Source organism: Dyella sp. (genome assembly GCF_051962475.1).
Classification (GTDB): Bacteria; Pseudomonadota; Gammaproteobacteria; order Xanthomonadales; family Rhodanobacteraceae; genus Dyella_A.
The window spans coordinates 19,506-40,350 of the sequence record NZ_JBQCCF010000042.1; the positions used below are offsets into that span (position 1 = coordinate 19,506).

Here is a 20,845-nt window from a genome sequence, read left to right on the forward strand (position 1 = left end):
GCCGGACTCAATGAGGCAGTTCGTCGTCATGTGCGGGGCGCACCCGTTTCGTTGGCGGGGCCGGTGCCCGGGGGCCAGCGCACGGCAAAACCGTTGGTGTAGCGCAGATCGGCGTAAGCGAAGCCGGTGGCGTGGCCCGCCACGACCTGCGGATAGACATCGAGGAAGCGGCGCAGCCGGCGGGCCGCCTGCTCGCGGTCGCCCAGCACGATCTGCGCGCCGTCGGCGGTGGCCAGGCTCCAGCTGCCGCGCTCGGTGAGCGCCACGCCGGTGATCTGCAGATGGGTGCCGCCGAAGGCCTTGCGCGTGTCGGCGTAGAAGCTGACCACTTCCGCCAGCCGGTCGTCCGGCCCGTGCAAGCTGGGCAGGCTGGCGTCGAGCTCGCTGGGCGGCACGTCGAACACCTGGCCCTGACGACTGATCAGCTGCTTGTCGTTCCAGCGTGCGAAGGGCTGGCGTTCGTAGATGCGCAACAGCAAGGTGTCCGGCCAGCGCTTGCTGGCTTCCACCGACTCCACCCACGGCAGCGCTGCGACCGCCTTCTGCACCGTGTCCAGGTCGAGCGCGAAGAAGCCGCGCCCCAGGCGCGGCCGCACGATGTCGCGGATCTGCTCAGCCTTCACGTGGTGGAACTCGGCCTGCACGGTGAGCTTGGTCACCGGCCAGCGGTCGGCCGCAAACCAGCCGCGCAGCACGCCGACCACCGGCAGCACCACCAGGGCGATGGCCAGGCACCAGGCGACGAGGCGGATAGCTCCCCTCATGGGCGCCCTCCGGGAATCCCGCGATCCTTGTCGAAGCTGGTTTCCAGCACGCGCCAGCACAGCTCCTCGTAGGAGATGCCGGCCGCCGCGGCAGCCTTGGGCACCAGCGAATGCGAAGTCATGCCCGGCGCCGTGTTCACTTCCAGCAGCCAGTTGTGGCCGGCGCGGTCACGCATCACGTCGACGCGGCCCCAACCGCTGCAGCCCAGGGCGTCGAACGCCTGCAGCGACAGCGCACGCAGTTCGACCTCGGCGTCACCCTCCAGCCCGGGGCAGAGATAGCGCGTGTCCTCAGCGATGTACTTGGCGTTGTAGTCGTAGAACGCGCCCTTGGGCACGATGTGGATACTCGGCAGCGCCTCGCGACCGAGAATCGCCACGGTCAGCTCGTCGCCTTCGATGAGCGTCTCCATCAGCAGGTCGCCCGGATACTTCGTCGCCAGCTCCACCGCCGCGTCGAGATCCTTCTCCTCGAACACGCGCGTCACGCCGACGCTGGAGCCTTCGCAGGCCGGCTTCACGATCAGCGGAAAGCCGATTTCGCGGGCGGCCGCATGCACGTCGGCGCCACGCGGCAGGGCCACGAACTTCGGCGTCGGCAAGCCCAGCGACTGCCACACGCGCTTGGAGCGCGTCTTGTCCATCGACAGCGCCGAGCCGAGCACGCCTGAGCCGGTGTACGGCACGTTGAGCGACTCCAGCGCGCCCTGCAGCACGCCGTCCTCGCCGCCGCCATGCTGGCCGTGCAGGATGTTGAACACGCGCGCGAAGTGGCCGGCGCGCAGCGCGTCGAGCAGGGCCGGAATGCCGTCGATGGCGTGCGCCTCCACGCCGCGCGCCTTGAGCGCAGCCAGCACGTTGCGGCCGGAATCGAGCGATACCTCGCGTTCGGCGGAGCTGCCGCCCATCACCACGGCGACGCGTCCGAACTGCGCCGGGTCGTTGATCTTGCTCATCACTTGGTGGTCCTCAGGCTGCCCAGCTGCGCCAGTTCCAGAGCCGCGGCACCGATGTCGCCCGCGCCCAGCAGCAGCAGCAGGTCGCCGTCGCGCAGCAGCGTCGGCAGGGTTTCCTTGAAATCGCGCGGATGCTCGACCAGCACCGGATCGACCTTGCCGCGAGCACGCACGGCGCGGGCCAGGGCGCGACCGTCGGCGCCAGCGATCGGCGCCTCGCCGGCAGGGTAGACCTCGGTCAGCAGCAGCACGTCAGCCTCGGCCAGCACGTTGGCGAAGTCGTCGAGCAGGTCGCGGGTGCGGCTGTAGCGGTGCGGCTGGAACCCCACCACCAGACGACGCTCCGGCCAGCCGCCGCGCGCCGCGGCGAACACCGCCGCCAGCTCGCGCGGGTGGTGGCCGTAATCGTCGATCAACAGCGCGCTGCCGCCCTGCTCCAGTGCCAGCTCGCCGCGCGCGTGGAAGCGGCGCCCCACGCCCTGGAAACCTGCCAGCGCACGGCCGATCGCCTCGGCCTCCACGCCCAGCTGCCAGCCGATCGCGGCGGCGGCCAGCGCGTTGAGCACGTTGTGCTTGCCCGGCAGATTGAGTTGCACAGGAAGCGCCTCGGCACGACCGGGCAGTACCAGATCGAAGTGCATGGTGAAGCCGCGCTGGATGACGTTGGTGGCGCGCACGTCGGCATCGCTGCGCTCGACGCCGTAGGTCATGATGCGGCGCGAGGTATCGCGCGCCAGCTCGGCCACTTCGGCATCGTCCACGCACAGCACGGCCAATCCGTAGAACGGCAAGCGATGGAGGAAGTCGGAGAACGCCTTCTTCACCTCGGCAAAATCGCCGTGGTAGTTCTCCAGGTGATCGGCGTCGATGTTCGTGATCGCGGCAATCACCGGCGACAGCAGCAGGAACGAGCCGTCGGATTCGTCCGCTTCGGCCACCAGGTACTGCCCGGTGCCCAGGCGCGCGTTGGCGCCAGCGGCGTTGAGCTGGCCGCCGATGACGAACGTGGGGTCGTAGTTGGCCTCGGCCAGCACGCTGGCGACCAGGCTGGTGGTGGTGGTCTTGCCGTGCGTGCCGGCGATGGCGATGCCGCGACGGAAGCGCATCAGCTCGCCCAGCATCTCCGCGCGCGGGATCACCGGAATGCGCGCCTCGCGGGCGGCCACCAGCTCGGGATTGTCGGCGCGGATCGCACTGGAGGTGACCACCACGTCGGCGTCGCCCACGTGCGCGGCCTCGTGACCGATGCGCACATCGATGCCGAGGCTCGCCAGGCGCTGCGCCGTGGCCGAGTTGGACTTGTCCGAGCCAGACACCGCGTAGCCAAGGTTGTGCAGCACCTCGGCGATACCGCTCATGCCGACGCCGCCGATGCCGATGAAATGCACCCGGCGGAAGGTGCTCATGAGGTCCTCGTGCTGCAGCAGGCGACGCGGCGTCATGCGGCGACCTCCAGGCAGGCACGGGCGATCGCTTGCGCCGCATCGGGCTTGGCCAGGGTGCGGGCGGCAGACGCCATGGCGACGAGGCCGGGGCGATCGGCCAGCAGCGCGGTCAGGCGCTGCGCGAGTTGCTGTACGTCCAGTTCACTTTCCTTGATCAGTTCAGCGGCGCCGGCGGCGACCAGCGCCTCGGCGTTGCGGGTCTGGTGGTCGTCGACCGCGTGGGGAAATGGCACCAGCACGGCGCCGAGCCCCGCCGCGGTGAGTTCGGCGAGGGTGAGCGCGCCAGCGCGGCAGATGGCGAGATCGGCCGCGCCGTAGGCGGCAGCCATGTCGTCGATGAAGGGCATCACGTCGGCCGCCACGCCGGCCTCGGCATACGCTTGCCGCGCCTCATCCACGCCTCGCTTGCCGCACTGGTGCAGCACCTGCGGGCGCCGCTCCGCCGGTATCTCGGCGAGCGCCTTCGGCACCGTGAGGTTGAGCGCGCGCGCGCCGAGACTGCCGCCGAGCACGAGCAGGCGCGCGGGGCCGTTGCGGCCAGCCATGCGCTCGGCCGGTGCGGGCAGCGCGGCAATCGACGCACGCACGGGATTGCCCACCCAGATGCCGTTCGGCAGCGCTCCGGCGAAGCCGGTCAGCACGCGACGGGCAAAGCCGGCGAGCTTGCGATTGGTGTAACCGGCGACCGAGTTCTGCTCGTGCACCAGCAAAGGTGTTCCGATGAGACGTGCGGCGATGCCACCCGGCCCGGCCACGTAACCGCCCATCGACAGCACGCTGCGCGGACGCAGCCGGCGCAGTACGGCGAGTGAGGTGAGCAAGGCGCGCGCGAGCATCACCGGCGCGCCGAGGCGGGTCGTCCAGCCCTTGCCGCGCAGCCCGCCGACCGGCACCTCATGCAACTCGATGCCGTGCGCCGGCACCACCTGTGTTTCCATGCCGCCGCGCGCGCCCAGCCATGCCACCGGCACGCCCTGCGCGCGCAGCACGTCGGCCACGGCCAGGCCGGGAAAGATGTGACCGCCGGTGCCGCCGGCCATGATCAGCACGGGACGCTGTGTCGCGCTCATGCGGCCTCCGCCTGACGATCGCGCATCGCCGGCGCTGCATTGGCGTCAGGCACTGCCAGTGCCGGCATGCGCGTGGCCATCTGGCGCGCGTCGCGCGCGCGGTTGATCTCGAACGTGGCGCGCAGCAGCACCCCGGCCATGGCGCAGGTGAGCAGCACCGACGAGCCGCCCGAGCTGATCAGCGGCAGCGTGAGGCCCTTGGTGGGCAGCGCGCCGAGGTTGACGCCGATCGATACCATCGCCTGCAGCCCGATCATCATCGAGATGCCGAACGCCACATAGCCGGCGAAACGCTGGTTCACCTCGATGCCGCGCAGGCCCAGAGTGAAGCCGCGCCACACCACCAGCGCGAACAGCGCGATCACCGCGATCACGCCGGCCAGACCCAGCTCCTCGCCAATCACGGCAAGGATGAAGTCGGTATGCGCCTCGGGCAGGTAGGAAAGTTTCAGCACGCTGGAGCCCAGGCCCACGCCGGTCCATTCGCCGCGACCGATCGCCATCAGCGACTGGGTCAGCTGGAAGCCGTCGTTGAACGGGTCCTTCCACGGGTCCATGAACGAGGTCAGCCGCTTCATGCGGTAGCTCTCGCTGGTGGCGGCGATCGCCAGCAGCGGCATCAGCGGCAGGCCCATCAGAAACAGGAAGATCGGCCGCGCACCGCCCAGCCACACCATGCCGATGGTGACCGCGATCACCAGCGTGGCCGAGCCAAAGTCCGGCTGCGCCAGCAGCAGCAGCACGATGACGCCGGCCACGATGATCGGGCGCAGCAGGCCCCAGAAGGTGGTCTCCACGCTGTCGCGGTAGCGCACCAGGAAGCTCGCCACGTAGACCACCAGAATCAGCTTCACCGCCTCCACCGGCTGGAAGCTGATCACGACGAGGTTCAGCCAGCGGCGGGCGCCGTTGATGCGCATGCCGAAATGCGGCACGAACACCGCCAGCAGCATCAGCCCGGCGGCGAGCAGCAGCGGCATGGAGTACTTTTCCAGCAGCTTCAGCTCCACGCGCATGGCAAAGCCGGCCAGAATCAGGCCGAGCGCGAGATAGAACAGGTGCTTTTTCAGGTAATAGAACGCGCCGATGTGCTGACTGTCGGCCACCGCGATGGAACTGGAGGCAACCATCACCACGCCCATGCTGGCCAGACCCACCAGCCCGAGCAGCAACGGCAGGTCGAAGTGGCCGCGAGGCCCCTGCCGTTTCACCGCCTGGCCGGTTCCGAAGCCGAACATCAGCGCACCTTCAACGTGGCAAGACCGATCAGCACCAGCACGACGCTGATGATCCAGAAGCGCACGATCACGCGGGGCTCGGGCCAGCCCTTGAGCTCGAAGTGGTGGTGGATCGGCGCCATCCGGAAGATTCGCTTGCCGGTGAGCTTGAAGCTCGCCACCTGCATCATCACCGAGGCGGTTTCCATCACGAACACGCCGCCCATCACCAGCAGCACGATCTCCTGGCGCACGATCACCGCGATGGCCGCCAGCGCCGCGCCGATCGCCAGCGCGCCCACATCACCCATGAATACCTGGGCCGGATACGTGTTGAACCACAGGAAGCCCAGCCCCGCGCCGGCCAGCGCGCCGCAGTAGATCGACAGCTCGCCCGCGCCGGGAATCGAGGGGATGCCCAGGTACTCGGAGAACACCTTGTTGCCGGCCAGATACGCGAACACGCCCAGCGCGCCGGAGACCAGCACGGTCGGCATGATCGCCAGGCCATCGAGGCCGTCGGTGAGGTTCACCGCGTTGGAGAAGCCCACGATCATGAAGTAGGCCAGCACCACGAACAGCGCGCCCAGCGGAATCGCTACCTGCTTGAACAGCGGCACGTACAGCGCGGTTTCCGCCGGCAGTTGCGCGGTGTGGAACAGGAACCAGGCGGCGATCAGGCCGAACACCGACTGCCAGAAGTACTTCCAGCGCGAGGCCAATCCGCGGCTGTCGCGCAGGACGATCTTGCGGTAGTCGTCGTAGAAGCCGATCGCACCGAAGCCCAGCGTCACCGCCAGCACCAGCCACACGTAGCGGTTGCGCAGGTCGGCCCAAAGCAGCGTGGCGGTCGCCACCGACAGAAGGATCATCACGCCGCCCATGGTCGGCGTGCCGGCCTTGGTCAGGTGAGTCTGCGGGCCGTCGCTGCGCACCACCTGCCCCGCCTTGAGCTGGGCCAGCTTGCGGATCACTGCCGGGCCGAACAGCAGCGACATCGCCAGCGCGGTGAGCGCCGCCATGATGGTGCGGAAGGTGATGTACTGAAACAGGTGCACGGCGGTGAAGTGCCGGGCCAGCCAGTCGGCCAGTTCAAGCAGCATGGGGCGCGCCTCCGCGGTCGGTTTGGGGGCGCAAGGCCGAGGCCACCTGGTCCATGCCCGCCGAACGCGAGCCCTTCACCAGGCAGGTGACACCCGCGTGCAGCCGCGGCTGCAACGCGACGACCAGCGCGTCCTTGCTGTCGAAATGCGTGGCGCCGTCGCCGAAGGCTTCGACCGCAGCCGCGCTCAGCGGGCCGACAGCGAGCAGCCAGTCGATGCCGCGTGCCTTCGCGTGCGCGCCGATGTCGGCATGCAAGACGCGGGCGTTGGCGCCCAGCTCGGCCATGTCACCGAGCACCAGCATCCGCTCACCCGACGCCAGCGCCAGCGTGTCGATGGCCGCTGTGACCGAACCGGGATTGGCGTTGTAGCTGTCGTCGATGAGCGTCCAGCCGCCGGGCATCGCCTCCACCTTCAGACGACCGGCCACGCCATCGACCTGCTCCAGGCCGGCCACGATGGTGGCGAGCGGTACGTCCAGCGCGAGAGCGATGGCCGTGGCGGCCAGCGCGTTGGCGACGTTGTGGCGACCGGCCAGCGGCAGCGTGACCTCGCTGTTGCCCTGCGGCGTCTTCAACACAAACCGGGAGCCATCGACGCGCTGCTCAAGAATGTCGGCGGTGACATCGGCAGGCTGCTCCAGCGCGTAGCGCAGCAAGCGGCGTGACCCGGCCAGCCCGGCGAAGAACGGCGCGAATGCGTCGTCGGCGTTGATGATCGCCACGCCGTCGGCGGGCAGCGCCTGGTACAGCGCGCCCTTGGTTTCGGCGACGCCCTCGAGGCTGCCCATGCGCTCCAGGTGCGCCGGCGCGATGCAGGTGATCACGCCCACGTCCGGCCGCGCGATGGCGGCGAGGTACGCAATGTCGCCAGGCTTTCCCGCACCCATTTCCAGCACGGCGAACTGAGCGTCCTGCGGCATCGCCAACAGGGTCAGCGGCAGGCCGAGCTCGTTGTTGTAGTTGCCGGCGTTGACGTGGGTGCGACCGTGGCGGGCGAGGATCGCCGCCGTGAGCGTCTTCACCGTGGTCTTGCCGTTCGAACCGGTGATGCCGACCACGCGCACGTCGCGCTGCGCGCGCACCGCGCTGGCCAGGTCGCCCAGCGCGGCGGCGGTGTCGTTCACCAGCACCTGCGGAATGGCGAGATCCAGTTTGCGCGTGACCATTGCCGCCACGGCGCCGCGGGCGGCCGCCTCGGCGGCATAGTCGTGCCCGTCGACACGCTCGCCCGGCAGCGCAACGAACATATCGCCGGCTTTCAGCCTGCGCGTGTCGATTGCCACGCCCTGCACGACGCTGTCGGCGCCGATCAGCGTGCCGCGGGTCCACATGGCGATGGTGCCGAGCGACATCATGCGCAGGCCTCCAGCGCGGCGCGCGCCACCGCCAGATCGTCGAACGGGCGCTTGCCCTGCGCGCCCTCCTGGTAGGTCTCGTGGCCCTTGCCGGCCACCAGTAGCACATCACCGGCACGCGCCAGCGACAGCGCCAGCCGGATCGCCGCCTCGCGGTCGCGCTGCACGCGCGCCCGCGCCGGGTCGGCGAAGCCGGCCACGATCTGCGCCACGATGACGTCGCCGTCTTCGCCACGCGGGTTGTCGTCGGTGACGATGGCGATGTCGGCCAGACGCTCGGCGATGGCGCCCATCACCGGGCGCTTGCCGGCATCACGCTCGCCGCCGCAGCCGAACACGCACAGCAGCCGTCCGGCGCAATGCGCGCGCAGCGCGGTGAGCGCCTGTTCCAGCGCGTCGGGCGTGTGCGCGTAATCGACCACCACCAGCGGCTGACGCAGGCCGTCGCCGAGGCGATTCATGCGGCCATTGACCGGCTGCAGCGACTCCACCGCAGCCACCAGTTGCTCGAACGGCTCGCCCAGCGCACCGAGACAGGCCACCACGGTGAGCAGGTTGGCGACGTTGAAGCGCCCCAGCAGCGGACTGCGGATCGCCCGCGTCCCCCACGGCGTATGCAACTGAAGCGCCAGCCCCTCGCCCGAGGTGACGATGCCCGTGGCGGATACCTCCGCGTCGGCCAGCCCGGCGGCGCTGACCCGCAGACGCCGCAGCGTGACGGGCAGGCGCTCGGCCAGCGTGGCGCCGAAGGCATCGTCGATGTTGACTACCGCGGCCTGCAGCCCCGGCCAAGCAAACAGGCGCGCCTTGGCTTCACCGTAGGCTTCCATGGTGCCGTGGTAATCGAGATGGTCGCGGGTGAGGTTGGTGAAGGCGGCGACCTCGAAGTCCACCGCGTTCACCCGCCCCTGCACCAGCGCATGGGAGGAGACCTCCATCGCTACGTGACTGGCGCCGGCATCGCGAAAACTGGCCAGCCGCGCCTGCACGCTGATCGCGTCGGGGGTGGTGCGTTCGCCCTCGCGCAGCTGACCAACCAGGCCCGCGCCCAGCGTGCCAATGCTGGCAGCGCGGTGGCCGAGCCGGTGCAGCGCCTGCGCCACCAGTTGCACAGTGGAGGTCTTGCCGTTGGTGCCGGTGACGCCTACCACGCGCAGTTCCTGCGACGGATGGCGATAGAAGCGCGCGGCGATTTCGCCCACGTGCTCGGCCAGCCCGTCGACCCACACCACCGGCACGTTGAGCGCGGGCGCGTCCTGCGGCGCCGGGCCATCGGCGATCACGGCGACGGCGCCGCGCGCCACCGCGTCGGCGGCAAAGTCGATGCCGTGCTGGCGGGTGCCGCGCAGCGCGACGAAGGCGACGCCCGGCCGGGCATCGCGCGAATTGAGCGTGAGCCCGGAAACGACGATGCCGCTCAGCGCGGCAGTGTCGGCAAAGCCCAACAGCAGGCGATCGAGGCGTGATCCGCTCATGGCGTCACCCGATCCACGGGTGCCTCCTCGATGTTTGGCGCGTCGGGCGGCTTGTTGCCGATCAGCCCGTTCTTGCCCTGCAGCGGGCCACCCACGTACCAGCGGCCGATGTTGTCCGGCGGGATGTCGAGCAGGCGCAGCGCGCCGTCCATCACCTTGGCGAATACCGGGCCGGAGGCGAGGCCGCCGTAGTAGCTGCCCTTGCGCGGGTTGTCGATCATTACTGCAGCGGCGAGGCGCGGATTGCTCGCCGGCACCAGGCCGGCGAAGGCGGCGCCATAGGCGTCCTTGGCGTAGCCGCCGGCCTGCGCTTTGTGCGCGGTGCCGGTCTTGGCGGCCACCGAATAGTTGGCGATCCACGCCCACGGCGCGGCTGTGCCGCCGGGCTGGGTGGTGGTTTCCATCATGTCCACGATCTCGCGCGCGATGCGCGGCTCGATCACTGCGGTGGCCTCGGTCTGGCCGCCCTTGATGAAGGTGGGGCTGTGCAGCACGCCGCCGTCGCCGAGCGCCGCATAGGCGGTCGCCAGCTGCAGCGCAGTGGCATTCAGGCCGTAGCCGTAACCGAGGATCGCCTTCTCCAGCGGGCGCCAGTCGCGCCCGATGCGCAGCCGACCGGACGCTTCCCCAGGAAAACCGCTCTGTGTGGAGTTGCCGAAGCCGAACGCCCGATAGGTGTTGTACATGAGCTCGGTGTCGAGCTGCATGGCGATGTGCGCGGCGCCCACGTTGCTCGACTTGGTGATCACGCCAGTGGGCGTGAGCACGCCGTAATCGTGCGTGTCATGGATGTCGTGACCGCCGAAGAACCAGTGCCCGCCGGTGGTGTCGATAGTCGGGCTGGTCGGGGTGAACTTGCCGCTGGAAAGCGCCGCCGCCATCAGGATCGGCTTGATCGTCGAGCCGGGCTCGAACACGTCGGTGACGGCACGGTTGCGGCGCGCCGCGGCGGCACTGCTGCCGACCGCGTTGGGGTTGTAGGTGGGGATGTTGACCATCGCCAGCACCTCGCCCGTTTTCACGTCGAGGATCACCATCGTGCCGGAGTCGGCCTCGGACTTCTCCACCGCGGCCTTGAGTTCGCTGTAGGCGAGAAACTGGATGCGCCGGTCGATGCTGAGCGTGAGGTTCTTGCCTGGCTTGGGCTCACGCACCTGCTCGACGTCTTCGACGATATGGCCCTTGTTGTCGCGGATCACCCGCTTCTTGCCGGGCTGGCCCGACAACCAGTCGTCGAACGCGAGCTCCAGGCCTTCCTGCCCGTGGTCGTCGATGTTGGTGAAGCCCAGCACGTGCGCGGTGACTTCGCCGGACGGGTAGTAACGGCGGAACTCGCGCTGGCCGTTGATGCCGGGGATGCCGAGACTCAGCACTGCCTGGGCGTCTTCGGGACTCATCTGGCGCTTGAGATAGGTGAACTCGCGGCTGGCGCGCTGCTCGAGGTACTCACGCAGCTGGTCCGGCTGCGTGCCGAGCGCGGCGGCGAGCTGTGGCAGCTGGTCGTCGTTGGCCAGCACCTGCGAGGGAACGGCGGTGATCGAGACCATCGGCGTGGACACCGCCAGCGGCTCGCCGTTGCGGTCGAAGATGGCGCCGCGCGACACGGCGATCGGCACCTCACGCAGAAAGCGCGCGTCGCCCTGCTCCTGATAGAACTCCTTGCGCACCACCTGCACGTCGAACGCACGCGCCACCAACCCCAGCGAGGCCAGCCCGAGCAGCACGACCACCACGGTGAGACGACGTCGCGGGCTGGGGCCGGCGCTCTGGCGACGGCGCCCGGGAAGCATGGGCGTGACCTTGCGCGGCCGGCTCATCGGCGCACCAGCTGTATGTCGGCCGGCGCCGGCGCCACCATGCCGAGCTTGCTGCGCGCCTCTTCGTCGATGCGCCGCGGCTCGGCCCAGGTCGCCTGCTCCAGTTCGAGCCGGCCGTATTCCACGTTGAGATCGTCGCGCTGGTTCTGCAGGCTGGTGAGCTGCACGAACAGCACGCGGCTCTCGTGCCGCGTCCATACCACCCCGAGCGCGGTGATCAAGACCAGGCAGAGCAGGCCGGAGAGGGCGATGGCGCCGAAGATCTTCATGCGAGCTTCTCCGCCACCCGCAGTACCGCCGAGCGTGAGCGCGGGTTGGTCGCCTGCTCGGCATCGGACGGGAACTGCGCCTTGCCCACCGGCGCCAGCCGTGCGGGGGCCGCGGCCACCGGCGGACCGCGCCGACTGCCCTGGGTGCGGCCGGAATGGTCGCGGATGAACAGCTTCACCGCGCGGTCTTCCAGCGAATGAAAGCTGATGATGGACAGACGCCCGCCCACCTTGAGCCGCTCCAGCGCCGCATCGAGCCCGCGCTGCAGCGATTCCAGTTCGCCGTTCACGCGGATGCGCAAGGCCTGGAAGCTCCGCGTGGCCGGGTGCTTGCCCGGCTCGCGGCGACCGACCACGCGCTCGATCAGCGCGGCCAGCTGACCGGTGCGGGTGAACGGGGTGGCGTCGCGGTCGGCGACGATGGCGCGGGCGATGCGTCGGGCGTGACGTTCCTCGCCGAACTGCCACAGCACGTCGGCGATCTCGCGCTCGTCGGCGCGGGCCAGGAACTCGGCCGCGCTCTCGCCCTGGGTGGTGTCCATGCGCATGTCCAGCGGCGCATCGGCCATGAAGCTGAAACCGCGCGCGGCCTCGTCCAGCTGCGGCGAGGACACGCCCAGGTCGAGCAGAATGCCGTCCAGCCCCGCGGCGGTCTCGTCCCACTCGGCGAGGCTGGAGAAATTGGCGTGGCGGATCGACACCCGGGGGTCATCGGCGAAGGCGGCCTCGGCTGCGGCGATCGCCTGCGGATCGCGATCCATCAGCAGCAGGCGGCCGTCGGGACCCAGGCGCGACAGCACGGCGCGGGCGTGACCGCCGCGTCCAAACGTGCCATCCAGATAGCGCCCGCCCGCTTTCACGGCGAGACCCTCCACAGCTTCGCCCAGCATCACCGGAATGTGCTGCAGCGGCGCCGAGCCTGAATTTGTATTCCGGCTCTGGGCCATCCCGCACTCCCGCTCCCGTCCCGCACTTTGTCGCTGCACCGCCTGAAAACTCAGAGGCGCAGTTCGGCCATGTCACTGGTGATGTCGTCTTCGCCGATGGTCTGGCGGATCTTGGCCAGATGGGCCTGCTCGCTCCACAACTCGAACTTGTTGCCCATGCCCAGCAGTACCGCCCGCTTCTCGATGCCGGTGGTGCCGCGTTGGCTGGATGGCAACAGGATTCGCGCCGCACCGTCCGGCTCGACCACCGCCGCCGCACCCACCAGCTTCATCTGCATGTTGCGATGGGCCGCCTTCACGCTGGGCAGCGCATTCACCTGGTCCCGCACCCGTTCCCACTCCGCGTACGGAAACAGCCACAGGCAACCGTGTTCGAAGGGGTTGTAGGTGATCACCAGACGATTGGCGCAGGTACCCGCGACCAGCTCCCGATACATGGTCGGGATGGCCAGCCGGCCCTTGTCGTCAACGGTGATGGCGGTTTCGCCCTGGAACACGACGCGATGACTCCACTAAATCCCACGATTTCACACTGAAACCCACGATAGTCTCGCCCCCTAAGACTGTCAAGGGAATTTCTTTTGTGAATCAAGGAGTAAAGGCAAAGAGGTGACGACAATTCACCCCTTACATGAGAAAGCAAGGCAAGGCGCTTGAATGACAGGGGTTTTTGCTTTTCCTGCCATGCCCTCACGGCGCCCAAAGCCGGCCCCTGCGCATGAACCGGCCGTTCATCCGCCTGGCTTCCCACGAAAAAAACCCCGGGCAGTGACCCGCCCGGGGTGGTGAAAGGTGGAGTCGGCCTGTAAGCCGGGTTCTGTACGCCTTGCGGCGTGACAGTCATTCCTCTCGGCCAGGCGTCGCCACCTGGCTCCAGCGACCTACCCGGGAACAACGCGGGCCGCGTTATCGTCCCCCTATTTGGTCTTGCTCCGAGTGGGGTTTACCGTGCCGTACGGCGTTGGCCCCGTACGCGGTGCGCTCTTACCGCACCCTTTCACCCTTACCACGCGCATCCGAAGATGCCGTTCGGCGGTCTGCTCTCTGTTGCACTGGCCGTCGGCTCACGCCGCCCAGGAATTACCTGGCACTCTGCCCTGCGGAGCCCGGACTTTCCTCGATGCACTTGCGTGCGACGCGACTGTCCGGCCGACTCCAGCGACGAGTCTAGTAGGAGCGCACCCCGTGCGCGATGCTTTTCGTCCTGACCTCTTCCTTTAAGAGCAGGAGCATTCGCGCCCAGGGTGCGCTCTTATGTTTCGTACAGAAGCTTGCGTGGCGCACCGCTGATCGCCGCGGCCAGCTTCGCCGCCTTTGCCGGTGGCAGTTCCTCGCGCAGGATCGCAAATACCCGCTGCCCCTCGGCCAGCCGCGCGTCCACTTCCTCGCCGCGCCCGGCCACCAGCAGCACGCACTCGCCGCGCTGCTGGTCGGGATCGGCCGCGACGCGTGCCGCCAGATCATCGAGAGGTTCCCCGATCACCGTCTCGAACAGCTTCGTCAGTTCGCGCGCCAGCACCGCCTCGCGATCGCCGCCGAACACCTCACGCATATCGGCGAGGCTCTCCGCCACGCGATGCGAGGACTCGTAGAAGATCAGCGTGCGCGGATCTCCGGCCAGCTCCTGCAGACGCGTGCGTCGCGCCGCGGACTTGGGTGGAAGAAAGCCCTCGAACACGAAGCGGTCGCTCGGCAGGCCCGCAACCGACAGCGCCGCGATCGCCGCACAGGCGCCGGGCACCGGCACGCAACGCACGCCGGCAGCGCGCGCCGCACGCACCAGGCGAAACCCCGGATCGCTGATCAACGGCGTCCCGGCATCGGAGATGAGTGCCACCGATTCGCCGCCGAGCATGCGCTGCACCAGCGCATCGACTGCCTCGCGCTCGTTGTGCTCGTGCAGCGCCACCAGCGGCGTGTCGATGCCATAGTGCTGAAGCAGCGGCCGGCTGTGGCGGGTATCTTCGGCAGCGATCACCGCCACCTGACGAAGTGTCTGCACTGCGCGGGCGGTGAAGTCGTCGCGATGACCGATCGGCGTGGCGACCACCCACAGCGAGCCGGGTTGAACACGGGACATCGGGAAATCCTTACGGCCGCGGTGCGGCGGATTGATCGTCTATCATCGCGCAGTCCGACCCGTTCGATCATGACTCACCTCCACATCAAGGGACTTTCCATGCGCCTGTACCGCGCTGCCGGCCTCGCCCTGCTGATCAGCTTTGCGCTCACTGCCTGCGTGCCCACGGCCACCAAGCGTTCGCCCGCGGAAATCAGCGCGATTCAGAATGCCGACGCACTGCGCCAGCAGGGTCAGTTCGAACAGGCCGCGCAGGCCTATCTCGCCCTTGCGTCAGCCAACGCCGCACACGCCGACAGTTACCGCCTGAACGCGGCCGAGACGTATCGCCAGGAAGGCGAGCTCGATCGCGCCGCCAGCGTGCTGGCTGACGTGCGTCGGGAGCGGCTGACCGACGACGAGCCGGTACGCCTGGATCTGCTTCGCGCCGAGATCGCCCTGCACCACGGTGATCCGCGCGCTGCGCTCGCCCTCACCACCCAACCGGGTCTGCGCGTGCCGCAGGCGCTGCAGTTGCGTTTGCTGGAACTGCGCGCCCGCGCGCTCGATGCCAGCGGCGATCCGTGGGGCGCCGCGCGCACCCGCGTGCAGATGGACGATGCCTTGAGCGGGCTGGACCGCGCACAGAACCAGCGCCAGGTGCTCAGCCTGCTCGGTCGCCTGGGCGTGGCCGAGCTGCAGCGGCGGGCCGGCGCGATGACGCGCACCGACCGGATGCTGCCGTGGATCAACGAGGCGCTCTCGCAGCAGGGCGTTACTGTCGCCCATCCGCAGCCGGAGTTGAACCAGCCGGTCGGCACGATGCTGCCCGGCGCGGATGCCAACGTGCGCGAGGGCTACCGCATGCCCAGCCAGATCGCCCTGCTGCTGCCGGCCACGCGCGAACTGGCCGGCGCCTCCTCGTCTATCCGGGAGGGCTTCTTCGCCGCCTACGCCGACGCCAGCCGCAACCATGCGCCGCGCGCCGAACTGCATGTCTACGACAGCGGCGGCAGCGCGGACAGCGCCGTGAAGGCCTATCAACAGGCGGTGCGCGACGGTGCGCAGCTGGTGATCGGCCCACTGACCCGCGCCGAGGTCAGTGCGGTGATCGGCCAGAGCCGGCTGCCGGTGCCGGTACTCGCCCTCAACCATCCCGACGACAAGGCGATGCCCTCGGCCAGCGTCACCGAGTTCGGCCTGCTGCCGGAAACCGAGGGCGCCCAGGCGGCCGATCACCTGATCGAGCGTGGCCTGCACACGGCGTACGTGATCATCTCCGCCGACGATTTCGCCCAGCGCGCGGCCGATGCATTCAAGGCCGAGCTGCTCGCTCGCGGCGGTCAGGTGGTCATGCAGCGCGGCCTGCCCACCAGCGGTGTGAACTTCGGCGACACCATCGCCGGCATGAACATCGCGGCAGACAATCCGGGCGCGGCTGTCTTCATCAGCATGCGGCCGGAACAGGCGCGCCTGCTGCTGCCGCAGTTGCGCATCCGTCGGATCACCCTGCCGGTGTTCGCCACCTCGCACATCTACGCGGGCAGCGACGACGCCGGTGACGACCGCGACCTGGAAGGCGTCGAGTTCTGCGACGCGCCGTGGCTGTTCGACGCCCAGCCGGGCCTGCCGCCACACGCGGGCATGGCTGCGCTGCTGCCCGCAGCCACCGGCAGCGCCGCGCGCCTGTTCGCGTTCGGCATGGATGCGTGGAATCTCGCCCCGTACCTGGAGTGGCTGCGCGATCATCCCGGCAGCTACCTGCCCGGCGCCACCGGCCAGCTCACCGCCGACCAGTTCGGCCGCGTGCGGCGCGTGCTTGTGTGGGCAAAATTCACCGATGGGGTGGCGCGCCCACTGACCGGCAGCCTGCAGATGGACGACGCCCCCTCCGCCGCGCCGCCCGCTGACGTACCGGTCAACACGCTGCCAGCGCCCGCCGGCAGCGTGGGCAGCAACACGCCCTGATGCGCGCAGCCGGTGCGAGCTTCGAAGAGCGCGCCCGGCGCGAGCTCGAACGCCAGGGCCTGCGCCTGCTGTCGCAGAACTACACCACCCGCCACGGCGAGCTCGATCTGGTGATGCGTGAAGGTGAGTCCATCGTGTTCGTGGAAGTGCGCCAGCGCGGCGCGCGCGGCCACGGCAGCGCCGCGGCGTCAATCACCCGCAGCAAGCGCGACAAGCTGCTGCGCACCGCCTCGCTGTGGCTGGCCGCGCATCCGCAGCATGCGCAGCGCGCCTGCCGCTTCGACGTGGTCAGTTACGACGGCCTCGGCGATGCCGCGCAGATGCACTGGCTGCGTAGCGCCTTCGAGGCGGAGTAGCCGCTGCACACGCACGTCCTGCGATCCTCGCACCCGCCGCACCCGCTCGGGCTCAGCCGAGCATCAGCTGCAGCCCGAACAGAACGAAGACGCCCCCGGCGAGCGCGTCGATGGTGCGCGCGCGGCGCAGGTAGGCGCGACGCATGCGCGGCAGCGCGAACAGCGAGGCGATCAGGGCGAACCAGGCCAGCGACTCGGCTGTCACCAGCAGCCACAGTTGCCAGCGCGTGGCCGCAGTGACAGCCGGCCCCACCAGCGCGGAGAACACGCTGGCGAAGTACATCACGGCTTTCGGATTGGCCAGATTGGTGAGCAAGCCCGCGCGCAGGCTGTGCCACACGCCGGAAGGCAGCGGCGGCGCGCTTGCCGAAGTCGCACCAGATGGCTGCCACGCCGCGCGCAGCAGCTGGAATCCCATCCACAGCAGATAGGCACCACCAACGATCGCTACCGTGCGCTGCAGCCAGGCCAGCCGGTGCAGCAACACGTGCAGGCCGAGCAGGGCCAGCGCCGCCCACACGGCAATCCCCAACGCAATGCCCAGCACGCCGGCCAGCGCCTGCGTGCGCGGACGGCTGGCCGCCGTCTGCGAGACGAACAGGAAGTCCGGTCCCGGGCTGGCCAGCGCCAGCAGGTGCACCAGGGCGATCGTGAAGAACAGCGGCATGAGGCGAAACCGGTGCGATGGGCCGCGCAGTGTAGACCGCCGCGCGCGGCCCGCAGCGCAGCTTGCCCCGCGCGTGCCCGCTCCTCTACGCTGCCACGCGCCTGACAACCGCTCGCGCGGGTCGGCTCCCGGGGAACGCCCTCACGTCACGATCCGGTCGAACGGCGCTTGCCGCGTTCGGCGCGGCGTGCGCCAGCAGCGCCCCTTTCCATACGCCGCACGAAGAGCCCCGATGAGTATCAAGTTCCGCCTGGTAGTGATGAATTTCCTGCAGTACTTCGTCTGGGGGGCGTGGCTGATCACCATCGGCGCGTACTGGTTCCAGAACCGTCACTGGGGCGGCGCGCAGTTCGGCGCGATCTTCTCCACCATGGGCATCGCCTCGCTGTTCATGCCCTCGCTGATGGGCGTGGTGGCGGACAAGTGGATCAACGCCGAGAAGCTCTACGGCCTGCTGCACATCCTCGGCGCCATCGTGCTGTGCATCGTGCCAACGATCGACCGGCCCGGCGTGCTGTTCTGGGTGATGCTGGTGAACATGTGCTGCTACATGCCCACCATCGCGCTGTCGTACGCGGTGGCCTACAACGCGCTCAAGCGTGACGGGCTGGATGTGGTGACCACTTTTCCGCCGATCCGCGTGTGGGGCACGGTGGGTTTCATCGCCGCGCTGTGGACGGTGAGCCTGCTGCACCTGGAGACCACCTCCGGCCAGTTCTACGTCGCCGCCGGCGCGGCGCTGGTGCTGGGTCTGTACGCATTCGCCCTGCCGCCGTGCCCGCCCAAGCTCGATCGCCTCGCCGCCGTCACCGCTCGTCGCTCGCTGCTGGACACGCTGGGACTGACCTCGTTCAAGCTGTTCAAGAACACCAAGATGGCGATCTTCTTCATCTTCGCGATGCTGCTGGGCGCGGCGCTGCAGCTGACCAATGCCTATGGCGACACCTTCCTGCACGACTTCGCCAGCAACCCCGCATACCAGGGGCTGATCGCGGTGAAATACCCGGCGATCATCATGTCGATCTCGCAGGTGTCCGAAACGCTGTTCATCCTGGCGATCCCGTTCTTCCTCAAGCGCTTCGGCATCAAGACGGTGATGTTCATCTCGATGGCGGCATGGGCGCTGCGCTTCGGCCTGTTCGCCTACGGCAATCCCGGCCCGGGGCTGTGGATGATCGTCCTGTCGTGCATCGTCTACGGCATGGCGTTCGACTTCTTCAATATCTCGGGCTCCTTGTTCGTGGAGTCGCAGAGCGACCCGGCGATCCGCGCCAGCGCGCAGGGCCTGTTCATGATGATGACGAACGGCATCGGCGCTGTACTCGGCAGCTCGATCTCCGGCGTGGTGATCGAGGTGTTCTTCACCGCGCCCGACGGCACCAAGGACTGGCACGGCATCTGGATCAGCTTCGCGCTGTACGCGGCAGTGGTCGCGGTGCTGTTCCTGCTGCTGTTCCGCCACCGGCACGTGCGCGGCGAGGGGCTGGGCGGCAGCGCCAGCCTGGCGCACTGAGCGGACGGGTCAACCCACCAGCGTGCTGGCGACCACGCGGTCGCGGCCAAACGATTTGGCCGAGTAGAGCGCCGCGTCGGCGGCGCGCATCCAGCCATCCAGATCGCGATGGCGTGCCGCTTCGAACAGCGCCACACCGATGCTTACCGTGATGTGCCCCGCACCGGCTTCGGCGGGTAGTGGCAGGGCCGCGACGCCGGCGCGCAGACTTTCGGCCAGGCGCATGCCGGCGTCGGCGCCCAACGTCGGGCACAGCACCGCAAATTCCTCGCCACCGATGCGCGAGACCTGGCCCTGCGGGCCGACCGTCTCGCGCAGGAACGCCGACACCTCCACCAGCACGCGATCGCCCTGCGGATGGCCGGCGCCGTCATTGATGCGCTTGAAGTGGTCGAAGTCGATCAGCATCAGCACGTGCGCCGGGACGCCCGCTGGCGGCCGATGCGCCACCAGCGCCGAGGCCTGTTCGAGGAACGCGCGGCGGTTGTCCACCCCGGTTAGCGGATCGCGCAGGGCCTGCTCGCGCAAGGCCGCGGCATGCCGCCGTTGGTTGCTCAGCAGCAGATACAGCAGCAGCGCGACCACCAGCATCGCGGCGGTCACCAGCCAGCTCATCCGGCCGGACAGTTCCTGTCGACGCTGCGCCTCGTCGCGACGTGCCGTCTCGGCTTGGGCGGCCTTCAGCGCGAAATCCTTCAGGCGGTTCTCGCGCTCCAGCTCGCGGATCCGCAACTCGCGCTCGCGCTCGGCGTAGCGCGCTTCCAACGTCGCCTCGGCCGTGCGCGAAGCAGGCGTGCGGCGCGCCGAGATCAGCCGGATCACTTCGCGCGCGTCGGCCAGTGCCTGCCGGTAGTGCTTGGCCTGCTCGGCCATTTCGCTGCGCGTCTGCAGCAGGTCGGGCAACAGGCCGTCCTTGCCGGCACGGCGCGCATCCTCGACGGTGCGGCTGATGCGGCGCAGCGCTTGCTCCGGCTGGCCCAGCGCCGCGTAGGTGCGGGCGATGTTGGCGCGAGAGAGCAGCGCGTCGGTGACGCGGCCACTGGCCTCCTCCTGCGACAGCGACTCCTGCGACAGCGCGAGCGCTGCAGCCGGCCGGCCGCGCTGCAGTTCCACCCGCGCCAGGTTGTCACTGACCGAGGCGGCCCAGGCGTCCGCGCCGAGAGCGCTGAAGTGCTGGCGCGAGCGTTGGTACATCGCCACGGCGTCGTCGATCCGCTGCTGGCTGGCGTAGTTGATGCCGAGATCGTTCTCGGCCTCGGCCATGCCCCACGAATCGGCTAGCCGCCGATAGGCGGTTTCGGCGCGCAGGCACACCGGCACGGCGCCTTCGGCGTTCTCGTCCATGGTGTAGGCATCGCAGAGCTGGAACGTGGCCCAGGCGGCCAGCGCGTCGTCGTGGGTGTCCTGCACCTGCGCCGCGGCGCGCAGGGCCTCGGCCAGTCCACCCTGTCCGCCCGATTCGAACAGGTGGCGCGCCCGCAGGAAACCGGCGGCGGCCGCGGCGGCCGCGTCATGATGGGCATGGGCCAGGCTGTCCAGCCGCAGCGTCGCCTCGACCAGCGCGGCGTCATCGCCGATGTTGATGCCAGCCGTGCCCATCCACCACAGCGCTTCGCGCTCGTGCGCGGGGTCCAGCGCCTCGTCGCGATCCAGCCGTTGGCGCACCCGCTGGATCACCGCCTGCGGCTCGGTGAGTGCCCGATCGTGCTCGGCGTAACGCGGCGGTACCTGGTCGGCCCACGCCAGCGGCGCGAGCAGCAGCCCGGCAGCCCATACCCAGCCTCGCATCGCCCGCCCCTGTGTGTTCGCCCCTGGCGGCATCATTCTGCGCCGGCGCGCCCACGGCAAGCGCTCCGCCAGGA

General features: G+C 69.2%; 18 protein-coding genes and 1 other RNA gene. 3 read left to right on the top strand and 16 right to left on the bottom strand.

All coding sequences use genetic code 11. The features are described from left to right. Window positions 1-26: 26 nt before the first annotated feature. The 14 genes from ACTHJF_RS09775 to rsmI all read right to left on the bottom strand — a co-directional run bounded on the left by ACTHJF_RS09775 (window position 27) and on the right by rsmI (window position 14,500). A complete protein-coding gene (locus ACTHJF_RS09775; protein ID WP_440266939.1) occupies window positions 27-764 on the bottom strand; it encodes a cell division protein FtsQ/DivIB in 738 nt (245 codons plus the stop codon). Continuing rightward, window positions 761-1,720 carry a D-alanine--D-alanine ligase gene (locus ACTHJF_RS09780; RefSeq protein WP_440266940.1) on the bottom strand — a complete coding sequence of 320 codons (960 nt, stop codon included), beginning with the start codon at window positions 1,718-1,720 and terminating at the stop codon, window positions 761-763. The genes ACTHJF_RS09775 and ACTHJF_RS09780 overlap by 4 nt, the downstream gene beginning before the upstream one ends. Further along, window positions 1,720-3,162 carry a UDP-N-acetylmuramate--L-alanine ligase gene (gene murC, locus ACTHJF_RS09785; RefSeq protein WP_440266941.1) on the bottom strand — a complete coding sequence of 481 codons (1,443 nt, stop codon included), beginning with the start codon at window positions 3,160-3,162 and terminating at the stop codon, window positions 1,720-1,722. Before murC ends, ACTHJF_RS09780 begins: the two co-directional genes overlap by 1 nt. Beyond that, window positions 3,159-4,235: an undecaprenyldiphospho-muramoylpentapeptide beta-N-acetylglucosaminyltransferase gene (gene murG / locus ACTHJF_RS09790; RefSeq protein WP_440266942.1), complete on the bottom strand. Its 1,077-nt coding sequence runs from the start codon at window positions 4,233-4,235 to the stop codon at window positions 3,159-3,161. Before murG ends, murC begins: the two co-directional genes overlap by 4 nt. Beyond that, a complete protein-coding gene (gene ftsW / locus ACTHJF_RS09795; protein ID WP_440266943.1) occupies window positions 4,232-5,473 on the bottom strand; it encodes a putative lipid II flippase FtsW in 1,242 nt (413 codons plus the stop codon). Before ftsW ends, murG begins: the two co-directional genes overlap by 4 nt. Beyond that, window positions 5,473-6,555 (bottom strand): phospho-N-acetylmuramoyl-pentapeptide-transferase, encoded by a 1,083-nt coding sequence (gene mraY / locus ACTHJF_RS09800; protein WP_440266944.1) that lies wholly within the window; start codon window positions 6,553-6,555, stop codon window positions 5,473-5,475. Before mraY ends, ftsW begins: the two co-directional genes overlap by 1 nt. Then, entirely contained in the window at window positions 6,545-7,912 is a 1,368-nt protein-coding gene (locus tag ACTHJF_RS09805) for a UDP-N-acetylmuramoyl-tripeptide--D-alanyl-D-alanine ligase (RefSeq protein ID WP_440266945.1), read from the bottom strand. Before ACTHJF_RS09805 ends, mraY begins: the two co-directional genes overlap by 11 nt. Next, window positions 7,909-9,387 (bottom strand): UDP-N-acetylmuramoyl-L-alanyl-D-glutamate--2,6-diaminopimelate ligase, encoded by a 1,479-nt coding sequence (locus ACTHJF_RS09810; protein WP_440266946.1) that lies wholly within the window; start codon window positions 9,385-9,387, stop codon window positions 7,909-7,911. Before ACTHJF_RS09810 ends, ACTHJF_RS09805 begins: the two co-directional genes overlap by 4 nt. Next, complete coding sequence (locus ACTHJF_RS09815; protein ID WP_440266947.1) at window positions 9,384-11,204, bottom strand: peptidoglycan D,D-transpeptidase FtsI family protein; 1,821 nt, start codon at window positions 11,202-11,204, stop codon at window positions 9,384-9,386. Before ACTHJF_RS09815 ends, ACTHJF_RS09810 begins: the two co-directional genes overlap by 4 nt. Continuing rightward, window positions 11,201-11,473: a cell division protein FtsL gene (gene ftsL / locus ACTHJF_RS09820; protein WP_440266948.1), complete on the bottom strand. Its 273-nt coding sequence runs from the start codon at window positions 11,471-11,473 to the stop codon at window positions 11,201-11,203. Before ftsL ends, ACTHJF_RS09815 begins: the two co-directional genes overlap by 4 nt. Continuing rightward, window positions 11,470-12,420 (bottom strand): 16S rRNA (cytosine(1402)-N(4))-methyltransferase RsmH, encoded by a 951-nt coding sequence (gene rsmH, locus ACTHJF_RS09825; RefSeq protein ID WP_440266949.1) that lies wholly within the window; start codon window positions 12,418-12,420, stop codon window positions 11,470-11,472. The genes ftsL and rsmH overlap by 4 nt, the downstream gene beginning before the upstream one ends. A 50-nt stretch (window positions 12,421-12,470) precedes the next feature. Further along, window positions 12,471-12,917 carry a division/cell wall cluster transcriptional repressor MraZ gene (mraZ, locus tag ACTHJF_RS09830; RefSeq protein WP_440266950.1) on the bottom strand — a complete coding sequence of 149 codons (447 nt, stop codon included), beginning with the start codon at window positions 12,915-12,917 and terminating at the stop codon, window positions 12,471-12,473. 293 nt (window positions 12,918-13,210) lie between these two features. Then, window positions 13,211-13,577: RNase P RNA component class A (rnpB, locus tag ACTHJF_RS09835), an RNA gene on the bottom strand. A gap of 95 nt (window positions 13,578-13,672) precedes the next feature. Continuing rightward, a complete protein-coding gene (rsmI, locus tag ACTHJF_RS09840) occupies window positions 13,673-14,500 on the bottom strand; it encodes a 16S rRNA (cytidine(1402)-2'-O)-methyltransferase (RefSeq protein WP_440266951.1) in 828 nt (275 codons plus the stop codon). Window positions 14,501-14,569: 69 nt separating this feature from the next. On the opposite strand from rsmI, the gene ACTHJF_RS09845 reads away from it, so the two are divergent. Continuing rightward, window positions 14,570-16,447 (top strand): penicillin-binding protein activator, encoded by a 1,878-nt coding sequence (locus ACTHJF_RS09845; RefSeq protein WP_440266952.1) that lies wholly within the window; start codon window positions 14,570-14,572, stop codon window positions 16,445-16,447. Continuing rightward, window positions 16,447-16,803, top strand: a complete 357-nt coding sequence (locus ACTHJF_RS09850; RefSeq protein WP_440266953.1) for a YraN family protein — start codon at window positions 16,447-16,449, stop codon at window positions 16,801-16,803. The genes ACTHJF_RS09845 and ACTHJF_RS09850 overlap by 1 nt, the downstream gene beginning before the upstream one ends. Window positions 16,804-16,855: 52 nt before the next feature. Here ACTHJF_RS09850 and ACTHJF_RS09855 read toward each other — a convergent pair whose 3' ends face one another. Continuing rightward, a complete protein-coding gene (locus tag ACTHJF_RS09855) occupies window positions 16,856-17,470 on the bottom strand; it encodes a homoserine/threonine efflux transporter (RefSeq protein ID WP_440266954.1) in 615 nt (204 codons plus the stop codon). A gap of 232 nt (window positions 17,471-17,702) precedes the next feature. Between ACTHJF_RS09855 and ACTHJF_RS09860 the strand changes: the two genes are divergently transcribed. After that, window positions 17,703-18,983: a nucleoside permease gene (locus ACTHJF_RS09860; RefSeq protein ID WP_440266955.1), complete on the top strand. Its 1,281-nt coding sequence runs from the start codon at window positions 17,703-17,705 to the stop codon at window positions 18,981-18,983. Between the two features lie 9 nt (window positions 18,984-18,992). On the opposite strand, the gene ACTHJF_RS09865 is transcribed toward ACTHJF_RS09860, so the two are convergent. Continuing rightward, on the bottom strand, window positions 18,993-20,771 hold the full coding sequence (locus ACTHJF_RS09865) for a tetratricopeptide repeat-containing diguanylate cyclase (protein ID WP_440266956.1): 1,779 nt from the start codon (window positions 20,769-20,771) through the stop codon (window positions 18,993-18,995). Between the last annotated feature and the right edge of the window lie 74 nt (window positions 20,772-20,845).

Bases quoted from the DNA above. Each gene is read 5' to 3' on its own strand.
- ACTHJF_RS09855 (WP_440266954.1), bottom strand. From the start codon at position 17,470: ATGCCGCTGTTCTTCACGATCGCCCTGGTGCACCTGCTGGCGCTGGCC.
- ACTHJF_RS09805 (WP_440266945.1), bottom strand. From the start codon at position 7,912: ATGATGTCGCTCGGCACCATCGCCATGTGGACCCGCGGCACGCTGATC.
- ACTHJF_RS09780 (WP_440266940.1), bottom strand. From the start codon at position 1,720: ATGAGCAAGATCAACGACCCGGCGCAGTTCGGACGCGTCGCCGTGGTG.
- rsmH (WP_440266949.1), bottom strand. From the start codon at position 12,420: ATGGCCCAGAGCCGGAATACAAATTCAGGCTCGGCGCCGCTGCAGCAC.
- murG (WP_440266942.1), bottom strand. From the start codon at position 4,235: ATGAGCGCGACACAGCGTCCCGTGCTGATCATGGCCGGCGGCACCGGC.
- ACTHJF_RS09850 (WP_440266953.1), top strand. From the start codon at position 16,447: ATGCGCGCAGCCGGTGCGAGCTTCGAAGAGCGCGCCCGGCGCGAGCTC.
- rsmI (WP_440266951.1), bottom strand. From the start codon at position 14,500: ATGTCCCGTGTTCAACCCGGCTCGCTGTGGGTGGTCGCCACGCCGATC.
- ACTHJF_RS09815 (WP_440266947.1), bottom strand. From the start codon at position 11,204: ATGAGCCGGCCGCGCAAGGTCACGCCCATGCTTCCCGGGCGCCGTCGC.
- ACTHJF_RS09845 (WP_440266952.1), top strand. From the start codon at position 14,570: ATGACTCACCTCCACATCAAGGGACTTTCCATGCGCCTGTACCGCGCT.
- mraY (WP_440266944.1), bottom strand. From the start codon at position 6,555: ATGCTGCTTGAACTGGCCGACTGGCTGGCCCGGCACTTCACCGCCGTG.
- ACTHJF_RS09810 (WP_440266946.1), bottom strand. From the start codon at position 9,387: ATGAGCGGATCACGCCTCGATCGCCTGCTGTTGGGCTTTGCCGACACT.
- ftsL (WP_440266948.1), bottom strand. From the start codon at position 11,473: ATGAAGATCTTCGGCGCCATCGCCCTCTCCGGCCTGCTCTGCCTGGTC.
- ACTHJF_RS09860 (WP_440266955.1), top strand. From the start codon at position 17,703: ATGAGTATCAAGTTCCGCCTGGTAGTGATGAATTTCCTGCAGTACTTC.
- murC (WP_440266941.1), bottom strand. From the start codon at position 3,162: ATGACGCCGCGTCGCCTGCTGCAGCACGAGGACCTCATGAGCACCTTC.
- ACTHJF_RS09775 (WP_440266939.1), bottom strand. From the start codon at position 764: ATGAGGGGAGCTATCCGCCTCGTCGCCTGGTGCCTGGCCATCGCCCTG.
- ACTHJF_RS09865 (WP_440266956.1), bottom strand. From the start codon at position 20,771: ATGCGAGGCTGGGTATGGGCTGCCGGGCTGCTGCTCGCGCCGCTGGCG.
- ftsW (WP_440266943.1), bottom strand. From the start codon at position 5,473: ATGTTCGGCTTCGGAACCGGCCAGGCGGTGAAACGGCAGGGGCCTCGC.